The 16,562-nt window shown below is 72.3% G+C and carries 13 protein-coding genes; 8 read left to right on the top strand and 5 right to left on the bottom strand.

All coding sequences use genetic code 11. From position 1 onward, the window contains the following. Positions 1–25: 25 nt before the first annotated feature. The 6 genes from scy to ABZ823_RS24550 all read left to right on the top strand — a co-directional run bounded on the left by scy (position 26) and on the right by ABZ823_RS24550 (position 9,174). Entirely contained in the window at positions 26–3,874 is a 3,849-nt protein-coding gene (scy, locus tag ABZ823_RS24575) for a polarized growth protein Scy (RefSeq protein ID WP_361664245.1), read from the top strand. Positions 3,875–4,055: 181 nt separating this feature from the next. After that, entirely contained in the window at positions 4,056–4,991 is a 936-nt protein-coding gene (locus tag ABZ823_RS24570; RefSeq protein ID WP_361664241.1) for a cellulose-binding protein, read from the top strand. 77 nt (positions 4,992–5,068) lie between these two features. After that, on the top strand, positions 5,069–6,046 hold the full coding sequence (locus ABZ823_RS24565) for an ATP-binding cassette domain-containing protein (RefSeq protein ID WP_361664238.1): 978 nt from the start codon (positions 5,069–5,071) through the stop codon (positions 6,044–6,046). A gap of 3 nt (positions 6,047–6,049) precedes the next feature. After that, entirely contained in the window at positions 6,050–6,823 is a 774-nt protein-coding gene (locus ABZ823_RS24560; protein WP_361664235.1) for an ABC transporter permease, read from the top strand. Between the two features lie 210 nt (positions 6,824–7,033). Next, complete coding sequence (locus ABZ823_RS24555) at positions 7,034–8,308, top strand: ABC transporter ATP-binding protein (protein ID WP_361664232.1); 1,275 nt, start codon at positions 7,034–7,036, stop codon at positions 8,306–8,308. Further along, the gene (locus ABZ823_RS24550) at positions 8,305–9,174 is read left to right on the top strand and encodes an ABC transporter permease (protein ID WP_361664229.1); all 870 of its coding nucleotides are present in this window, start codon (positions 8,305–8,307) and stop codon (positions 9,172–9,174) included. Before ABZ823_RS24555 ends, ABZ823_RS24550 begins: the two co-directional genes overlap by 4 nt. Before the next feature lie 21 nt (positions 9,175–9,195). Here ABZ823_RS24550 and ABZ823_RS24545 read toward each other — a convergent pair whose 3' ends face one another. Then, positions 9,196–9,528, bottom strand: a complete 333-nt coding sequence (locus ABZ823_RS24545; protein ID WP_361664226.1) for an ATP/GTP-binding protein — start codon at positions 9,526–9,528, stop codon at positions 9,196–9,198. A 222-nt stretch (positions 9,529–9,750) separates the two neighbouring features. Here ABZ823_RS24545 and ABZ823_RS24540 point away from each other — a divergent pair, with 222 nt between their 5' ends. Continuing rightward, a complete protein-coding gene (locus ABZ823_RS24540; RefSeq protein ID WP_361664223.1) occupies positions 9,751–10,779 on the top strand; it encodes an LLM class flavin-dependent oxidoreductase in 1,029 nt (342 codons plus the stop codon). Positions 10,780–10,884: 105 nt separating this feature from the next. Here the strand turns inward: ABZ823_RS24540 and ABZ823_RS24535 are convergent, their stop codons facing one another. Continuing rightward, positions 10,885–11,277: an SCO5389 family protein gene (locus ABZ823_RS24535; protein WP_361664220.1), complete on the bottom strand. Its 393-nt coding sequence runs from the start codon at positions 11,275–11,277 to the stop codon at positions 10,885–10,887. Between the two features lie 291 nt (positions 11,278–11,568). Between ABZ823_RS24535 and nucS the strand changes: the two genes are divergently transcribed. After that, complete coding sequence (gene nucS / locus ABZ823_RS24530) at positions 11,569–12,240, top strand: endonuclease NucS (protein ID WP_361664217.1); 672 nt, start codon at positions 11,569–11,571, stop codon at positions 12,238–12,240. A gap of 75 nt (positions 12,241–12,315) precedes the next feature. Here nucS and ABZ823_RS24525 read toward each other — a convergent pair whose 3' ends face one another. The 3 genes from ABZ823_RS24525 to ABZ823_RS24515 form a co-directional block, all read right to left on the bottom strand. Further along, positions 12,316–14,907 carry an ATP-binding protein gene (locus tag ABZ823_RS24525; RefSeq protein WP_361664214.1) on the bottom strand — a complete coding sequence of 864 codons (2,592 nt, stop codon included), beginning with the start codon at positions 14,905–14,907 and terminating at the stop codon, positions 12,316–12,318. Positions 14,908–15,157: 250 nt separating this feature from the next. Further along, positions 15,158–15,481 carry an STAS domain-containing protein gene (locus ABZ823_RS24520; protein ID WP_361664211.1) on the bottom strand — a complete coding sequence of 108 codons (324 nt, stop codon included), beginning with the start codon at positions 15,479–15,481 and terminating at the stop codon, positions 15,158–15,160. A 145-nt stretch (positions 15,482–15,626) separates the two neighbouring features. After that, the gene (locus ABZ823_RS24515) at positions 15,627–16,475 is read right to left on the bottom strand and encodes a 3-hydroxyacyl-CoA dehydrogenase family protein (protein WP_361664208.1); all 849 of its coding nucleotides are present in this window, start codon (positions 16,473–16,475) and stop codon (positions 15,627–15,629) included. Positions 16,476–16,562 lie beyond the last annotated feature (87 nt).

Genomic DNA, 16,562 nt, shown 5'->3' with positions numbered 1-16,562 from the left:
ACCAGGGGACGGATGGGACCGCGCAGTGCGGGGCTACGAACGCCAGGAGCGAGAGCCGGCGGCTGACGTCGACCACCTCTCTCGGTTCGAGGCCGAGATGGAGCGGCTGAAGACCGAGCGGGAAAAGGCGATCCAGCACGCCGAAGACCTCGGCTACCAGGTCGAGGTGCTGCGCGCCAAGCTGCACGAGGCGCGGCGCACGCTCATGACCCGTCCCGCCTACGACGGGGCCGACCTCGGCTATCAGGCCGAGCAGATGCTCCGTACGGCGCAGATGCAGGCGGACCAGCTGCGGGCGGACGCGGAGCGGGAGCTGAGCCAGGCCCGCGCGCAGACCCAGCGCATCCTCCAGGAGCATGCCGAGCAGGTCGCCCGCCTCCAGGCGGAGCTGCACGCGGAGGCCGTCTCCCGCCGCCAGCAGCTGGACCAGGAGCTGGCGGAGCGCCGCCAGACCGTCGAGTCGCACGTCAACGAGAACGTGGCCTGGGCCGAGCAGCTGCGCGCCCGCTCCGAGGCGCAGGCCCGCCGACTGGTCGAGGAGTCCCGCGCCGAGGCCGAACAGGCCCTCGCCGCCGCTCGCGCCGAGGCCGAGCGGCTCACCACCGAGGCCCGGCAGCGGCTGCAGAGCGATGCCGAGGCCGCCCGTGCCGAGGCCGACCAGATCCTGCGCCGGGCCCGCGCGGACGCCGAGCGGCTGCTGAACGCCGCGTCCACCCAGGCCCAGGAGGCCACCGACCACGCCGAACAGCTGCGGTCCTCCACCGCGAGCGAGACGGACGCCGCGCGCCGCCACTCGTCGGAGCTGAGCCGGGCCGCCGAGCAGCGGATGGCCGAGGCGGAGGCGGCGCTGCGCGAGGCGCGCGCCGAGGCCGACAAGGCCGTCGCCGAGGCGAAGGAGGCCGCCGCCAAGGCGCTCGCCAATGCCGAGTCGGCCAACGAGCAGCGCACCCGCACCGCCAAGGAGCAGGTCGCCCGGCTGGTCAGCGAGGCCACCAAGGAGGCGGAGGCCACCAAGGCCGAGGCCGAGCAGGTGGTCGCGGACGCGCGCGCCGAGGCCGAGAAGATCGTCGCCGAGGCCGCCGAGAAGGCCCGCAGCATCACCGCCGAGGAGACCGCCTCCCAGCTCGCCAAGACCGCCCGTACGGCGGAGGACGTCCTCACCAAGGCGTCGGAGGACGCCAAGGCGACCACCAAGGCCGCCGCCGAGGAGGCCGAGCGGATCCGCCGGGAGGCCGAGACCGAGGCGGACCGGCTGCGCGCCGAGGCGCACGACATCGCCGAGCAGCTCAAGGGCGCGGCGAAGGACGACACCAAGGAGTACCGGGCCAAGACCGTCGAGCTTCAGGAGGAGGCACGGCGGCTGCGTGGCGAGGCCGAGCAGCTGCGCTCCGAGGCGGTCGCCGAGGGCGAGAGGATCCGCGCCGAGGCCCGGCGCGAGGCCGTCCAGCAGATCGAGGAGGCGGCCAAGACCGCCGAGGAGCTGCTCGGCAAGGCGAAGGCCGACGCGGACGAGCTGCGCCAGAGCGCCACCGCCGACAGCGAGAAGGTGCGCACCGAGGCCATCGAGCGCGCCTCGACGCTGCGCCGCCAGGCCGAGGAGACCCTGGAGCGCACCCGCAAGGAGGCCGAGACCCAGCGCGACGAGGCCGTCGAGCTGGCGGACGCGATCAAGGCGGAGGCCGAGCGCGCGGCCGGCGCCCTGCGCGAGGAGACCGAGCGGGCCGTCGAGGCACGCCGGACGGAGGCCGCCGAGGAGCTGACCCGACTCCAGACCGAGGCCGAGCAGCGGCTCGCCTCCGCCGAGCAGGCGCTCGCCGACGCCCGGGCGGAGGCCGAGCGGATCCGCCGCGAGGCCGTCGAGGAGGCCGAGCGGCTGCGCACGGACGCCGCCGAGCGGATCCGTACGCTTCAGACGCAGGCCGAGGCCGAGGCCGACCGGCTGCGTACGGAGGCCGCCGCCGACGCGTCCGCCTCCCGCGCCGAGGGCGAGGCCCTCGCCGTACGCCTGCGCTCGGACGCCGCGGCCGAGGCCGAGCGGCTGAAGTCGGAGGCGCAGGACACCGCCGACCGGGTGCGGTCCGAGGCCCAGGCCGCCGCCGAGCGGCTGGCCGCCGAGGCCACGGAGACGCTCGCCGCCGCCCAGGAGGAGGCAGCCCGGCGCCGCCGCGAGGCCGAGGAGCTGCTCGGCGCCGCGCGCCAGGAGGCCGACCAGGAGCGCGAGCGGGCCCGTGAGCAGAGCGAGGAACTGCTCGCCGTGGCGCGCGCCCGGGTCGAGGAGGCCCAGGCCGAGGCCGTACGCCTGGTGGAGGAGGCCGACCGGCGCGCCACCGAGATGGTGTCCGCCGCCGAGCTCCACGCCCAGCAGGTGCGGGACTCCGTGGCCGGGCTGCACGAGCAGGCCCAGGAGGAGATCACCGGGCTGCGCTCGGCCGCCGAGCACGCGGCGGAGCGTACGCGCACCGAGGCGCAGGAGGAGGCCGACCGGGTCCGCGCCGACGCCTACGCCGAGCGCGAGCGGGCCGCCGAGGACGCGAGCCGCATCCGCCGGCAGGCCACCGAGGAGACGGACGCCGCGAAGTCGCTGGCCGAGCGAACCGTCGGGGAGGCGATCGCCGAGGCCGAGCGGCTTCGTTCCGACGCCGCCGAGTACGCCCAGCGCGCGCGGACGGAGGCCTCGGACGCCGTCGCCACCGCCGAGCAGGACGCGGCGCGCACCCGTGCGGAGGCCCGCGAGGACGCCAACCGGATCCGCTCGGACGCGGCCGGGCAGGCCGACAGCCTCATCACCGAGGCGACGGCGGAGGCCGAGCGGCTCACCACCGAGACCGTCACCGAGGCCGAGCGGGTCCGGGCCGAGGCCGTGGCCAAGGCCGACGCGCTCCTCATGGAGGCCACCGGCGAGGCGGAGCGGCTGCGCGCCGAGGCTGCCGAGACGGTCGGGTCCGCGCAGGCGCACGCCGAGCGCGTCCGAGGCGAGGCGGAGCGGCTTCGGGCCGAGGCGAAGGCGGAGGCCGAGCGGGTCACCGCGGCCGCGCGCGAGGAGGCCGAGCGCACCCTGGACGAGGCACGCAAGGAGGCCAACAAGCGGCGCTCCGAGGCGGCCGAACAGGTGGACACGCTCATCTCGGAGACCGCGGCGGAGGCCGACAAGCTGCTCACGGAGGCCCAGCAGACCGCCCACAAGACGACGGCGGACGCCGAGGCACAGGCGGACACGATGGTGGGTGCCGCGCGCAAGGAGGCCGAGCGCCTGGTCGCCGAGGCGACGGTCGAGGGCAACTCGCTGGTGGAGCGGGCCCGGTCGGACGCGGACGAACTGCTCGTCGGCGCGCGCCGGGACGCGACCGCGATCCGGGAGCGCGCGGAGGAGCTGCGCGAGCGCATCACCACGGAGATCGAGGAGCTGCACGAGCGGGCGCGGCGCGAGTCGGCCGAGGCGATGAAGTCGGCGGGCGAGCGGTGCGACGCGCTGGTCAAGGCCGCCGAGGAACAGCTGGAGAAGGCCAGGGCGCAGGCGAAGGAGACCCTCTCGGAGGCCAACTCCGAGGCGGGCAAGGTCCGTATCGCCGCGGTCAAGAAGGCCGAGGGCCTGCTCAAGGAGGCCGAGCAGAAGAAGGCCACGCTGGTCGCCGAGGCGGAGCAGATCAAGGCCGAGGCCATCCGCGAGGCCCGCCAGGCGGTCGAGGAGGGCAAGCGGGAGCTGGAGCTCCTGGTACGCCGGCGCGAGGACATCAACGCGGAGATCTCCCGTGTCCAGGACGTTCTGGAGGCGTTGGAGTCCTTCGAGGCCCCGTCGGGTGGCAAGGACGGAGGCGTCAAGGCCGGTGCGACTGTGGGTGCTCCCCGTTCGGGTGGCAAGGCGTCAGACAGCTAGCGAGTAAGTGAGGATTCTGTGCTTGTCGGGCGTTTCACACAGGTCCTGGCAAGCCCTCGGACGGTCAGCCACCCAAAAGGAGTCTCATTCTCCAGATCAAACACGCATCCGCTCGATGACACGCCGCTCCGGCGCCTAGGATTCCCCTATCACCTCACCGGTCTCATTCGACAGGAACCCCATGAGCGACACTTCCCCCTACGGCTTCGAGCTTGTGCGGCGTGGGTACGACCGCGCTCAGGTGGACGAACGGATCTCCAAGCTCGTCTCCGACCGTGACAGTGCTCTTGCCCGCATCACCGCTCTGGAAAAGCGCATCGAGGAGCTCCACCTCGAGACGCAGAACGCCCAGGCCGCCGTCAGCGACGCGGAGCCGTCGTACGCGGGTCTCGGCGCGCGCGTCGAGAAGATCCTCCGTCTCGCCGAGGAGGAGGCCAAGGACCTGCGCGAGGAGGCTCGCCGCGCCGCCGAGCAGCACCGTGAGCTGGCCGAGTCGGCGGCCCAGCAGGTGCGCAACGACGCGGAATCGTTCGCTGCGGAGCGCAAGGCCAAGGCCGAGGACGAGGGCGTCCGGATCGTCGAGAAGGCCAAGACCGACGCCTCGCAGCTGCGTGCCGAGGCGCAGAAGGACGCGCAGTCCAAGCGCGAGGAGGCGGACGCCCTCTTCGAGGAGACCCGCGCCAAGGCCGCGCAGGCGGCCGCGGACTTCGAGACGAACCTCGCCAAGCGGCGCGAGCAGTCCGAGCGCGACCTGGCCTCCCGTCAGGCCAAGGCCGAGAAGCGCCTGGCCGAGATCGAGCACCGTGCCGAGCAGCTGCGCCTGGAGGCGGAGAAGCTCCGTACGGACGCCGACCGCCGCGCCCGCCAGACGGTGGAGACGGCCCAGCGCCAGGCCGAGGACATCGTGGCCGACGCGAACGCCAAGGCCGACCGCATCCGTTCGGAGTCCGAGCGCGAGCTGGCGGCGCTGACGAACCGTCGCGACTCCATCAACGCCCAGCTCACGAACGTCCGCGAGATGCTCGCGACGCTCACGGGCGCGGCGGTGGCCGCCGCGGGTTCGCCGGCCGAGGACGAGCCGATCTCCCGCGGGGTTCCGGCGCAGCAGACCCGGTAAACGCCGCAGTCCGCACGTCCGCGGAGCCCCCCGCCACTCCGGTGGCGGGGGGCTTTGTGCCGTTCTAGCGTGACCTCATGATCGAGCTCGAGGGGCTGACCAAGCGGTACGGCGAGAAACTGGCGGTCGACGACCTCACGTTCTCCGTCAGACCGGGCCTCGTCACGGGCTTCCTCGGTCCGAACGGCGCCGGGAAGTCCACCACCATGCGGATGGTGCTCGGGCTCGACCACCCCACCGCGGGGGACGTCCGCATCGACGGCATGCGCTACGACGAGCTGAGGGATCCGCTGACGTACATCGGCGCCCTGCTGGACGCGGGGGCCGTGCACGGCGGGCGCAGCGCGTTCAACCATCTGCTGTGCCTCGCGCAGAGCAACGGCATCCCCGTCTCCCGTGTGCACGAGGTCCTCGACACCGTCGGTCTGACCTCCGTCGCGCGCAAGAAGGCCAAGGGCTTCTCGCTCGGCATGGGCCAGCGCCTCGGCATCGCGGCCGCGCTCCTCGGCGATCCGCGCATCCTGATGTTCGACGAGCCGGCCAACGGCCTCGACCCCGAGGGCATCCACTGGATCCGCACCCTGATGAAATCCCTGGCCGCGCAGGGGCGGACCGTGTTCGTCTCCAGCCACGTCATGAGCGAGATGGCGTTGACCGCCGACCATCTCGTGGTCATCGGCCAGGGCCGGCTGCTCGCCGACACCTCGATGGCCGATTTCATCCGGCAGAACTCCCGGTCGTATGTCCGGATCCGCTCCCCGCAGCGCGAGCGGCTGCTCGACGTGCTGCACGAGGCGGGCATCACGGTGGTCGAGTGCGGCGACGGCGCACTGGAGCTGGACGACGGAAAGGCGGAGCTGATCGGTGAGCTGGCCGCCCGCCACCAGATCGTGCTGCACGAGCTGAGCCCCCGGCAGGCGTCACTGGAGGAGGCGTTCATGCGACTGACGGCGCAGACGGTGGAGTACCACGCGCACACCGACGCCCCCGGCGGTGTCCGGCCGCGGCAGGCGGCGCGCGACGGGTGGGGCGCCGGCGGGCGGAAGGGGGCCTGAGCCATGGCGGCGGCGATCCAGGTGCTGCGCTCGGAGTGGACCAAGATCCGGTCGGTGGCGTCCACGGTGTGGACCCTGTCCCTGGCCCTGCTCGTCACCGTGGTCCTCGGCATGCTGATCTCGGCTCTGACCCGGAGCGAGTTCGAGCGGACGAGCCCGGCCGAAAGGCTCTTCTTCGACCCGACCTACGTCAGTTTCGCCGGGATGAGCCTCGGCCAGCTCGCGATGATCGTGTTCGGGGTGCTCGTGGTGTCGAACGAGTACAGCACGGGCATGATCCGCACCTCGCTCGCCGCGGTCCCCCGGCGCGGCACGTTCCTGTTCGGCAAGGTCGCGGTGGCGGCCGCCCTCGCCCTCGTCGTCTCCCTGGTCACCAGCTTCGTCGCCTTCCTGCTCGGGCAGGTGATGCTCGGTCCCTACCGGGCCTCGCTCGGCGATCCCGGCGTGCTGCGCGCGGTCCTCGGGGGCGGCCTCTACATGACGCTCATCGCCGTGTTCTCGATGGGGGTCGCCGCCATGCTGCGCTCGCCGATGCTGTCGCTGGGCATCCTGATGCCGTTCTTCTTCCTGATCTCCACCGTCCTGGGGAGCGTCTCCGCGACCAAGAAGGTCGGCCGTTTCCTCCCCGACCAGGCCGGCAGCAGGATCCTCCAGGTCGTGCCGAGCCTCGGCGACGACACCCCGTACGGCCCCTGGGGCGGCCTCGGGATCATGGTGCTGTGGGTGGCCGCGGCGCTGGCCGGGGGGTACGCCCTGCTGAGGAGGCGGGACGCCTGACCGTCCGCCGCCGCTTCCCCCGGGCTCCGGGCCCCGGGACCTGCTGACCAGGCGAGACCGGTACCTTCTCCGGGTAAGAACCGGTTCACCCCCGTGACCTGCGGGGTTTTACGTTCTCTTGAGTGGAACCGTCAGCGCCCGGATATCCTCCTAACCCTTACGGGGGCAGTGTGGGCCCCGACGTCCTGAACCTTTCGATGGGTGCGGAGCATGATCGAGGCAGTCGGCCTGACGAAGCGCTACGGCGACAAGACGGCCGTGTACAACCTTTCCTTCCAGGTGCGGCCGGGTGCCGTCACCGGCTTCCTCGGGCCCAACGGCTCGGGCAAGTCGACGACCATGCGGATGATCCTCGGCCTGGACAACCCCACCGCCGGGCAGGTGACCATCGGCGGCTACCCGTACCGCAAGCTGCCCAACGCCCCCCGCCAGGTGGGCGCCCTGCTCGACGCCAAGGCCGTGCACGGCGGCCGGGCCGCCCGTAACCACCTGCTGTGCCTGGCCCAGCTGTCCGGCATCCCGGCCCGCCGCGTCGACGAGGTGCTCGGCGTCGTCGGACTCCAGGACGTGGCCAGGAAGCGGTCCAAGGGCTTCTCGCTCGGCATGGGCCAGCGCCTCGGCATCGCCGCCGCGCTCCTCGGTGACCCCCAGGTGCTCCTGTTCGACGAACCGGTCAACGGCCTCGACCCCGAGGGCATCCTCTGGGTGCGCAATCTGATGAAGGCGCTCGCGGCGGAGGGCCGTACGGTCTTCGTCTCCTCCCATCTGATGAGCGAGATGGCACTGACCGCCGACCACTTGATCGTGATCGGGCGCGGGCAGCTGCTGGCCGACATGAGCGTCAAGGACTTCATCTCCGCCAACTCCGCCGACTTCGCGCGGGTGCGCACGCCCGACACCGAGCCCCAGCAGCGGGAGAAGCTGACCTCCGCGCTGACCGAGGCGGGCGGGCACGTGCTGCCCGAGCAGGACGGCGCCCTGCGCGTCACCGGACTGCCGCTGCCGCGCATCAGCGACATCGCGCACGACACCGACGTACGCCTGTGGGAGCTCTCGCCGCACCAGGCGTCGCTGGAGGAGGCGTACATGCGGATGACGCAGGCCGCGGTCGACTACCGCTCGACCGTCGACCAGAAGGCGGGTCTGATGCAGCCGCTGCCGCCCGGCGTCCAGCCGCCGGTGCCGGTGCCGGGGCAGGGCCAGCCGGGCTGGTACGCCCCGCCGCCGCCCCAGCAGGGCGGGCAGCCGTTCGCGCTGCCCGGACAGCCGCCCTCGGGCCCCTACGGCACCCAGGGGGCGCTCGGCGCGGACGGGCGGCCGGCCCCGCAGGCCCAGGGGCCGGCTCCGGCCGCCGCGCCCGCCCCCGCGGTCTCCACACCCCAGCAGCCGCCCACCCAGCCGACGCCGGCCGCTCCGCCTGCCTCCTCGCCCGCTCCCGCCTCTGCCCCTGCTGCCGACCTGACCAAGTCCGAGGACGCCCGATGAGCACGCCCCAGCCCCCGATGCCGCAGGCCGCGCCCGCCTGGCAGGCGGCCCCCGGCTCCGCGTACCCCACCTACACCTCGCCGATCCCCGTGGTGCGTACGCACCTCGGGCACGCCATCGCCTCGGAGTGGACGAAGATCAGGTCGGTCCGCTCCACGATGTGGACGCTGGGCGTGTTCCTCCTGCTCGTCGTCGGCATCGGTCTGCTGGTCGCCCTGCTGGTGGCCGCCAACTCCGGGGGCACCGACCTGTCCGGGGAGAACCCCCTGTCGTTCGGGGTGTTCGGGCTGCTGCTCGGCAGCATCTGCCTCATCACGCTCGGCGTGCTGACCACCGCCTCCGAGTACGGCACCGGCATGATCCGGACCACGATGGTCGCGTGCCCCTCCCGCGGCCGGGTGCTGGCCGCGAAGGCGGTCGTGTTCTTCGCGGTCGCCTTCACGGTGAGCCTGCTCTCCGTCGCCCTCGTCGCGTTCGCCGACGTGGCCCTGCTCGACGGCACCCGGCAGCCCTCCGGCATGGAATGGCTGAAGGCCACGTTCGGCGTGTCGCTCTACCTGGCGCTGCTCGGGCTGCTGTCACTCGCCATCGGCTCGGTCATCCGGCACTCGGCAGGCGCCATCACCATCATGATCGGCCTTGTGCTGGCACCGCTGGTCATCGCGCTGTTCATGTTCTCCGAGTCGCTCGACGGCGTGCGCACCGCGCTGTTCGAGTACTCGATCCCGAACCAGCTCAGCGTCTTCTACGCCAACTCGCTGACGTCGTCGGGCCCGTCCGGCTGGGACCCGCTGTGGATCATGGCGGGGGTGACCGCCGTCGTCTGCGCGGGCGCCTGGCTGCTGCTGGAGAAGCGGGACGTGTAGCCGCCCTCGAAAGCCCGGTCTTCAGTACCTGGGCGCGTTACGGGACCGCTGCACCCGCGTGGTGCGGCGGTCCTTGGCGTTCCAGCACGCCCGGTGCCAGTGCCGGCGGTCGTCCACGCCCGCGTGCTCGGGCCAGGCCACCACGTGCGGGACACCGGAGGGGATCACCTGGTCGCAGCCCGGGCAGCGGTAGGTCTTGCCCTCGGCCGCCGCGCCCGCCACATGGCGCACGCTCCACTCCTCGCCGCGCCAGCTCTCGGTGGTCTGCCGACCGCCGTAACGGGACCTGTCGTCGTCGTCCGCGCTCCGGCCGGACGAGCCGGAGCCCTTGGGGCGGTTGCGACGCGGGGACACGGAACACCTCACGGGGCTGTACAGGGAAGCAGGGTCCGCACCCAGCCTACGCGGCGCCGGCGGGGGTACGCGTACGTCTTCAACCCTGACAGAACCCCCTCCCACCGGCCGATTCTGCAGACTATCCGCAAATCTCTCGCCGAGGCCGTGACTTGGGCACATGTCAGGCAGTTATGCCGGGTGGGGGAGCTCCGCGTCGGAGCCAGGAAAGCAGGAAATGCCATGCACGTTGGAAGTTTTGTACTGGGGGCCCAGTTTCCGGGCCAGGGCCAGGGCGAGGCGCTGCACCGGGCGGTGCGTTCGGCCGAGGTCGCCGAGGAGGCGGGCCTCGACGCGGTGTGGCTGGCCGAGCACCACTTCGTGCCGTACGGCACATGCCCGTCCGCGATCACCCTGGCCGCCCTCGTGCTGGGCCGTACCCGCCGGATCCGGGTCGGCACGGCGGTGAGCGTCCTGCCCACCTCCCACCCCGTGGCGCTCGGCGAGCAGGCCGCGCTGCTGCACCTCACGACGGGCGGGCGCTTCTCCCTCGGGGTGGGGCGCGGCGGCCCCTGGGTGGACCTGGAGGTCTTCGGCACGGGTCTTCGGGCGTACGAGAAGGACTTCCCCGAATCACTCGATCTGCTCGTGCGCTGGCTGCGCGAACCGTCCGTCGCCACCAAGGGGGAACGATTCACCTTCCGTGAAGTCCCGGTCGTTCCACGCCCTTCGGAGTCGCTCACCGAGACCGAGGGCCCCGAGGTCGTCGTCGCCTGCACCTCACCCTCGAGCGTACGGCTGGCGGCCGAGCGGGGGCTGCCGATGCTCCTCGGCATGCATGTCGGGGACGAGGAGAAGGCGGACATGGTGGCCCTCTGGCGGAATTGCGCGCAGGCGGCCGGAATCGACGGGGACGCGATCGCCCGCGCCGCCCATGTCTCGGCCGGTGTCTGCCAGATCGCCGACCGCCGCACCGACGCCGTCGAGACGCTGATGAAGTCGATGCCAGGCTGGCTGAAACAGGGGCTCGACGCGCATGTGACGGTCGACGGCCGGGCCCGGACGATGCGGGACCCACTGGCCTACACCGAACTGCTCTGCGGGCTGCACCCGGTGGGCACCCCTCGGCTGTGCGCCGACCGGCTCACGGCCACCTCCGAGCGCACGGGCATCAACCGCTTCGCCCTGCTCGTCGAGGGCTCAGGGGACCTCGCGGCGACGGAGGAGAACGTACGCAGGCTGGGGGCCGAGGTGCTCCCCCAGATCCGCTGAGCCCGCCGGGCCGGGCCCGTCACCCGGGCCCGACGGGAGCTTGCCGCTCGGGTACAGATGCACCTCCCGTGTCACAGAGCGGCAAGCCCTACGGCTTCGCGTGTCTCAGCAGTCGCGCAGTTCCGGCGACTGGTTGAGCAGTTGACTGCGGACCGAGGTGAAGCGAACCAACGTGTCGTCCACTGAGGAGTCCAGCGGGAACACCGCCACCCGGTGGCAGTTCTGGAAGGCCAGGCGCACTCCGAAGTGCCGCTGCAGGGCGCCGCGTATCGCGTCACTCGCAAGCGCACGCAGCAGCTGTCCACGTGCCTGCTCGTCCGGCGGGGGCGTCTGGTTGTCGGCGAACTCGCCGCCGTCCACCTTCAGCTGGGCCACCAGGGAGCTGATCATCTCCCACGCATAGGGCAGGGAGGTCCGGACGCAGTCGACGAAATCGGCTTCGTCGACCTCGCCTCGCTCGGCCTGTTCCAGTAGGGCCGGTGAGACGTCGAGCGACATGGGTACTCCTCTCGCACCCCGAGACAACAGGGGTTTACGGACAGGGACGGGAGTTCGCAATATCGAACACGCTGCGTACACATGACGCGACCTCCCGTTTACTACGGTAAGCAACGGACGGTGACGGCACCAGGCGAATGCGCGCAGAGCCGACTCTCATTAGGCACACAACAAGCCATTGGCGAACGGGGGCATCCCGGGTGAAAGGGAGGACGCGGGAGAGCCCCCGCCAGGAGCGCCCGAGGAGGGCGAATCGCGTCGGGGCGGTGCGGTCGAGTAGCGTTGCCGACCATGCGTCTCGTCATTGCCCGGTGCTCCGTCGACTACGCGGGCCGTCTCACCGCCCACCTTCCCTCCGCACCCCGTCTGATCCTGGTGAAGGCGGACGGCAGCGTCTCGATCCACGCGGACGACCGGGCCTACAAGCCCCTCAACTGGATGTCGCCGCCGTGCACGCTGAAGGAGGGGACGGGCGAGGAGGAGGGCGTCTGGACCGTCATCAACAAAACCGGCGAGAAACTGATCATCACGATGGAGGAAGTCCTCCACGACTCCTCGCACGAACTCGGCGTGGACCCCGGACTGATCAAGGACGGCGTGGAAGCGCACCTCCAGGAACTGCTCGCCGACCGCATCGAGACGCTCGGCGAGGGCTATACGCTCATCCGCCGCGAGTACATGACGGCGATCGGCCCGGTGGACATCCTGTGCCGGGACGCCGACGGCGGGACCGTGGCCGTCGAGATCAAGCGGCGCGGCGAGATCGACGGGGTGGAACAGCTCACGCGCTACCTGGAACTACTGAACCGCGACCCGCACCTCGCGCCGGTCCGCGGCATCTTCGCGGCCCAGGAGATCAAGCCCCAGGCCCGCGTCCTCGCCACCGACCGCGGCATCGGCTGCGCCGTCCTGGACTATGACGCGCTCCGGGGCATCGAGGACGACAAGCTGCGGCTGTTCTGACGTCGCCGTACCCCCACACCGAGAGGGCTGGGTCCCGGAACCGGGACCCAGCCCTCTCCCATGCCACAAGGGCCGTCAGATCACCGGGCTCGTGCCGCCCGGCGTCCCCGAACCGCTGCTCTCCGGCGCGCTCGCGGAACCGGTGGTCGCGGCCGGGGCGCTGGAGGACGCCGTGCCGCTGGCCGAGTTGGAGACGGGCGGCGTGGTTGCGGGGGGCGACGAAGGCGGCGGGGTCGACGTCTGCGGCGGCGAGCTCGGCGGTTGCGACGACGTCGGTGGCTTCGACGTCGGCGTCGTCGGCCTCGTCGGCTTCGTCGGCGGCCGGGACGTCGGCTTCGACGGCGACTTCGACGGGGCCGTCGCCCGCCCGCTCGTCGGGGCGTCGGCCGGTACGCCTCCGGTGCTCCGCGGTGTCGGATCGTCGGAGGTGCCGTAGGTGCCGTCAGGGCCGGGATTCGTCGGCGTGGGGGCGCCTGCCCCGCCGGAACCGCCTCCGCCGCCCGCCTCGCCGCCGCCGGCCTTGTCCGCGCCCAGCCCGTCGTCGTTCGGGCCCTGGGTCGCCGAGGGGCCCACACGGAGCTTCTGGGACGGGGCGTTGCGGTCGTTGTTGGAGGTCATGCCGAGCATGACCACGGTGCCGAGCACGGCGACCAGTGCCGCCCCCGCGCCCGCGGCCACCAGATTGCGCCGACTGCCCTTCCCCATACCGCGGTCGCCGGCGAGCCGGGCCACCGGCTCGGTCGACGCCCGGTCGGTGACCGGCGTGGCCCTGTCACCGGTCGACGCGAAGGGGCCGAAGCCGGCCGGTACTCCGCCGGGCGGGGCGGCCGCCGGTTCCCCCGGTGCTTCCTCCCCGGCCGCTGCGCGCGCGACGAGCGGCGTCGTGCCCGCGCGGTCGCCGACCAGGGCGAGGGCTCGCCGCCCGGCGACCGTGCCGCGCTTGTCGGCGAGCGCGCCGCGCAGCCCGATGGAAGCCTCGAGTTCGGCGCGGGCCCGCTCGACCTGCCCCGCGCAGAGCGCGAGTATGCCCAACTCATGGTGGAAGTAGGCCTGTTCGCCGACCTCGCCGGCGAGCCGGGACGCCTCCGCGCCGGAGCGCAGCGCCCGCTCCCAGGCTCCCCAGTCGAGCCCCGCGGCGAACGCGGGCGCGGCCTGGAGGGCCAGCCGTACGGCTACGCTCTCCTGCTCGTCCTCTCCGGACGACGCCGGGGATCCCTCCTGCTTGGGCGAGGCGGGAACCCCGGACGAGAGCGGCACCAGGACGGCCAGCGCGGCCAGCACGGCGTCCGCCTCGGCGACGACCCTCGCCGGGGTGACCGAGGGGTGCCCGGCCCACCAGGAGTAGTGCTGGGCGGCCTTGAGGGCGTACTCCTCCGCCCCGGTCGCGTACCCGGCCGCCTCCAGTTGGGCCGGTACCCCGGCCGCCAGACGGTAGCGGGAGCCGACCGGGGAGACCAGTGCGCAGTCGACGAGCTCGGCGAGCGCCGCGTCCGCGTGGGTGTCGTCCACGAGGGCCGGCAGATGCGTCTGGTGGGGCACCTCGCCGCCCAGCGCGACCGCGAACTTGAGCGTCTCGCGCGCCGACGTGCTGAGCCGGGAGGCGAGCAGGGAGGCGGCCGCCGCGGCCTCGGCGAGCGAGGGCAGGGGGACCGGGTGTCCCTCGGCGGCGTCGCGGGGCTCGGGGCCGCCCGTCTGCTCGGACGAGGCCTTGGCGGAAGGGACGTCCTGGAAGACGCCGAACTCGTCGACGGCGTCCTCCTCGGCCCGCTGACGGTCCCGCTGCCGCAGCAGCGCCCCGGCCTGCATGAAGCGCAGCGGCAGCCCCTCGGACTCGAACCACAGGTCGCCCGCCCAGTTCGCCTCCTCCTCGGTGAGGTCGCGGCCGACGGCGCGTTCGAGGAGTTCCAGGCTGCCCGCGCGGTCGAGTCCCCCGAGGAAGACCTCCTCCACCTGCGAGTCGGCCGAGGGCGCCGGGACGTCGGGCGTGGCGGAGAGCAGGAAGGCGCACTCGGGGGTCGCATCGAGCAGTTCGTCGAGCGCGCTGCCGCCGAACTCCAGGTCGTCGAGGACGACGACGGCGCCGACCTCCTGGAGGTACTGCCCCAGTTCGTCCGGGTCGGGGCGGAACAGGGGCGCGTCGTACACGGCGGCGAAGAGGTCGTGGAGGAGGTCGCTCGTGGTGCGCCGGTGGCCGCTGAGGCGGATCACGCCGTCGGGGGCGAGGTCCGCGCAGTCCTCGGCGACGATGTCCAGGAGCGCGGTACGGCCGGAGCCGGACGGGCCGGTGAGCCGGACCGAGCGTCCGCGGGCGAGGAGCCGTACCAGCCGCTCCCGCTCCTCCTGGCGCTCCAGCAGGGGCGGTCGCGGGCGCCCGGCCCCGGCCGGTACGGGCGGCTTCGCGGCGCGGGCCGTCTCCGCCCGCTGGGCGGCGGTGCGCTTCACCGGGCGCTCGGGCCGCTGCCCGGGCGGGCAGACCTCTATCTCGCTGCCGTCGACGGGGTTGACGGTGACGAGGAAGTCGCCCGCCACGACGTGCACGGTGCGGGCCAGAGCCGGTGCCGGCTGCCCGAAGTCGGATGCCATGGGGTCCCGCGGCGGGCGTTGGCGCGGTGCGGCATGGGCGCCGTCGTGGCCGTACTCCTCGGGTCCCGGGTTGTTCGGGTCCATAGGTCCAAGCCCCCAAAAGCGTCGTGTGCCTGAGCCCCTCCCGGCCTTGCCGCACACTGCGCTGTCGCCTCTGGTCCGGTGCCCGCACGAGGGATGCGGGCCGCGGGCAGCCGCACCTTAAACCTTCGCACAGTATCTCTGACAAGCCGGGGTACCGCGCCGCCCGAGACGTCATAATCTCGTGAGGATTGGGCGCCACGTGCGTTTCGTCGGCGTTCACTCCCGTGACGCCGCGAAGAACACCGCCCGCTCACACCCTGGGGAGCGACTCCACGCCGATGCCGCCCTCGATGGCAAGGATCCGGTGCAGCCGGGTGGCCACCAGCAGGCGCTGCATCTGCGGTGGGACGTCACGCAGCACCAGCCGCCGACCGCACCTCCCGGCCCGGCGGTGGACGCCCATGATCACCCCGAGTCCGGTGGCGTCCCAGGAGTCCAGTTCGGACAGGTCGAGCACCAGGTCGCCGACCCCGTCGTCGACGGCCGAGTGCAGGACCGTACGGGCGTCCGCCGCGGTGCGGACGTCGAGGCGGCCCCCGACGACCAGCTCGACGTGGTCGCCCCTGATGTGCATATGCGCTCCCCGAGAGTGCGTCGTGCGTACTCCGTGTTGTGGTTGTGCAACGTCTGACTGCGCTGAGCGCCGTCAGGTTGCCGTCTGTGAGCGAACCGATACCGAATTCACCCGATGAGGTGCGGCCTCAGGAGTGCGTGCGGATTCAGTACGTGTAGAAGCCCTGCCCGGTCTTGCGGCCGAAGTCACCGGCGTCAACCATCCGGCGCATCAGCTCCGGCGGAGCGAACTTCTCGTCCTGGGACTCCGTGTAGATGTTGCTCGTGGCGTGCATCAGGATGTCGACGCCGGTGAGGTCGGCCGTGGCCAGCGGACCCATGGCGTGGCCGAAGCCCAGCTTGCAGGCGAGGTCGATGTCCTCGGCGGTGGCCACGCCCGACTCGTACAGCTTGGTGGCCTCGACGACCAGCGCCGAGATGAGACGGGTCGTCACAAAGCCGGCCACGTCGCGATTGACGACGATGCAGGTCTTGCCGACGGACTCGGCGAACTCACGTGCGACGGCCAGGGTCCGGTCGCTGGTCTTGTAGCCGCGGACCAGCTCCACGAGCTGCATCATCGGCACGGGGGAGAAGAAGTGCACACCGACGACGCGCTCGGGGCGCTCGGTGGCCGCCGCGATCTTGGTGATCGGGATGGCGGAGGTGTTGGACGCCAGTACGGTGTCCTCGCGGACGATCTTGTCGAGCGTCCGGAAGATCTCGTGCTTGACCTCGAGCTTCTCGAAAACGGCCTCGACGACGACGTCCGCGTCGGCGGCGGCGTCCAGGTCGGTGGTCGCCGTGATGCGGCCGAGCGCCGCTTCGGCGTCGTGCGCCTCGAGCCTGCCCTTGCTGACGAACTTGTCGTAGGAGGCCTTGATGGCGTCCGTGCCGCGCGTCAGCGCCTCGTCCGTGACGTCACGCAGGACGACGTCCCAACCGGCCTGGGCGGATACCTGGGCAATACCGGAACCCATGAGTCCGGCTCCGATGACGGCAAGCTTCCGTGCCACTGTGCGACTCCCCTGACGCGCTGTCTCTATAGGCCTCTCGGCCGGACCCTAGCGTCCGAGAGGCGCTGTGTGACCGGTTAGTAACGC

The sequence above is a fragment of the Streptomyces sp. NPDC047079 genome, assembly GCF_040643755.1.
Classification (GTDB): Bacteria; Actinomycetota; Actinomycetes; order Streptomycetales; family Streptomycetaceae; genus Streptomyces.
The sequence above is the reverse complement of the archived record's forward strand: the minus strand, read 5'-3'. Positions and strand labels throughout refer to the sequence as shown.

Bases quoted from the DNA above. Each gene is read 5' to 3' on its own strand.
- ABZ823_RS24570 (WP_361664241.1), top strand. From the start codon at position 4,056: ATGAGCGACACTTCCCCCTACGGCTTCGAGCTTGTGCGGCGTGGGTAC.
- ABZ823_RS24565 (WP_361664238.1), top strand. From the start codon at position 5,069: ATGATCGAGCTCGAGGGGCTGACCAAGCGGTACGGCGAGAAACTGGCG.
- ABZ823_RS24560 (WP_361664235.1), top strand. From the start codon at position 6,050: ATGGCGGCGGCGATCCAGGTGCTGCGCTCGGAGTGGACCAAGATCCGG.
- ABZ823_RS24555 (WP_361664232.1), top strand. From the start codon at position 7,034: ATGATCGAGGCAGTCGGCCTGACGAAGCGCTACGGCGACAAGACGGCC.
- ABZ823_RS24550 (WP_361664229.1), top strand. From the start codon at position 8,305: ATGAGCACGCCCCAGCCCCCGATGCCGCAGGCCGCGCCCGCCTGGCAG.
- ABZ823_RS24540 (WP_361664223.1), top strand. From the start codon at position 9,751: ATGCACGTTGGAAGTTTTGTACTGGGGGCCCAGTTTCCGGGCCAGGGC.
- ABZ823_RS24535 (WP_361664220.1), bottom strand. From the start codon at position 11,277: ATGTCGCTCGACGTCTCACCGGCCCTACTGGAACAGGCCGAGCGAGGC.
- nucS (WP_361664217.1), top strand. From the start codon at position 11,569: ATGCGTCTCGTCATTGCCCGGTGCTCCGTCGACTACGCGGGCCGTCTC.
- ABZ823_RS24525 (WP_361664214.1), bottom strand. From the start codon at position 14,907: ATGGACCCGAACAACCCGGGACCCGAGGAGTACGGCCACGACGGCGCC.
- ABZ823_RS24520 (WP_361664211.1), bottom strand. From the start codon at position 15,481: ATGCACATCAGGGGCGACCACGTCGAGCTGGTCGTCGGGGGCCGCCTC.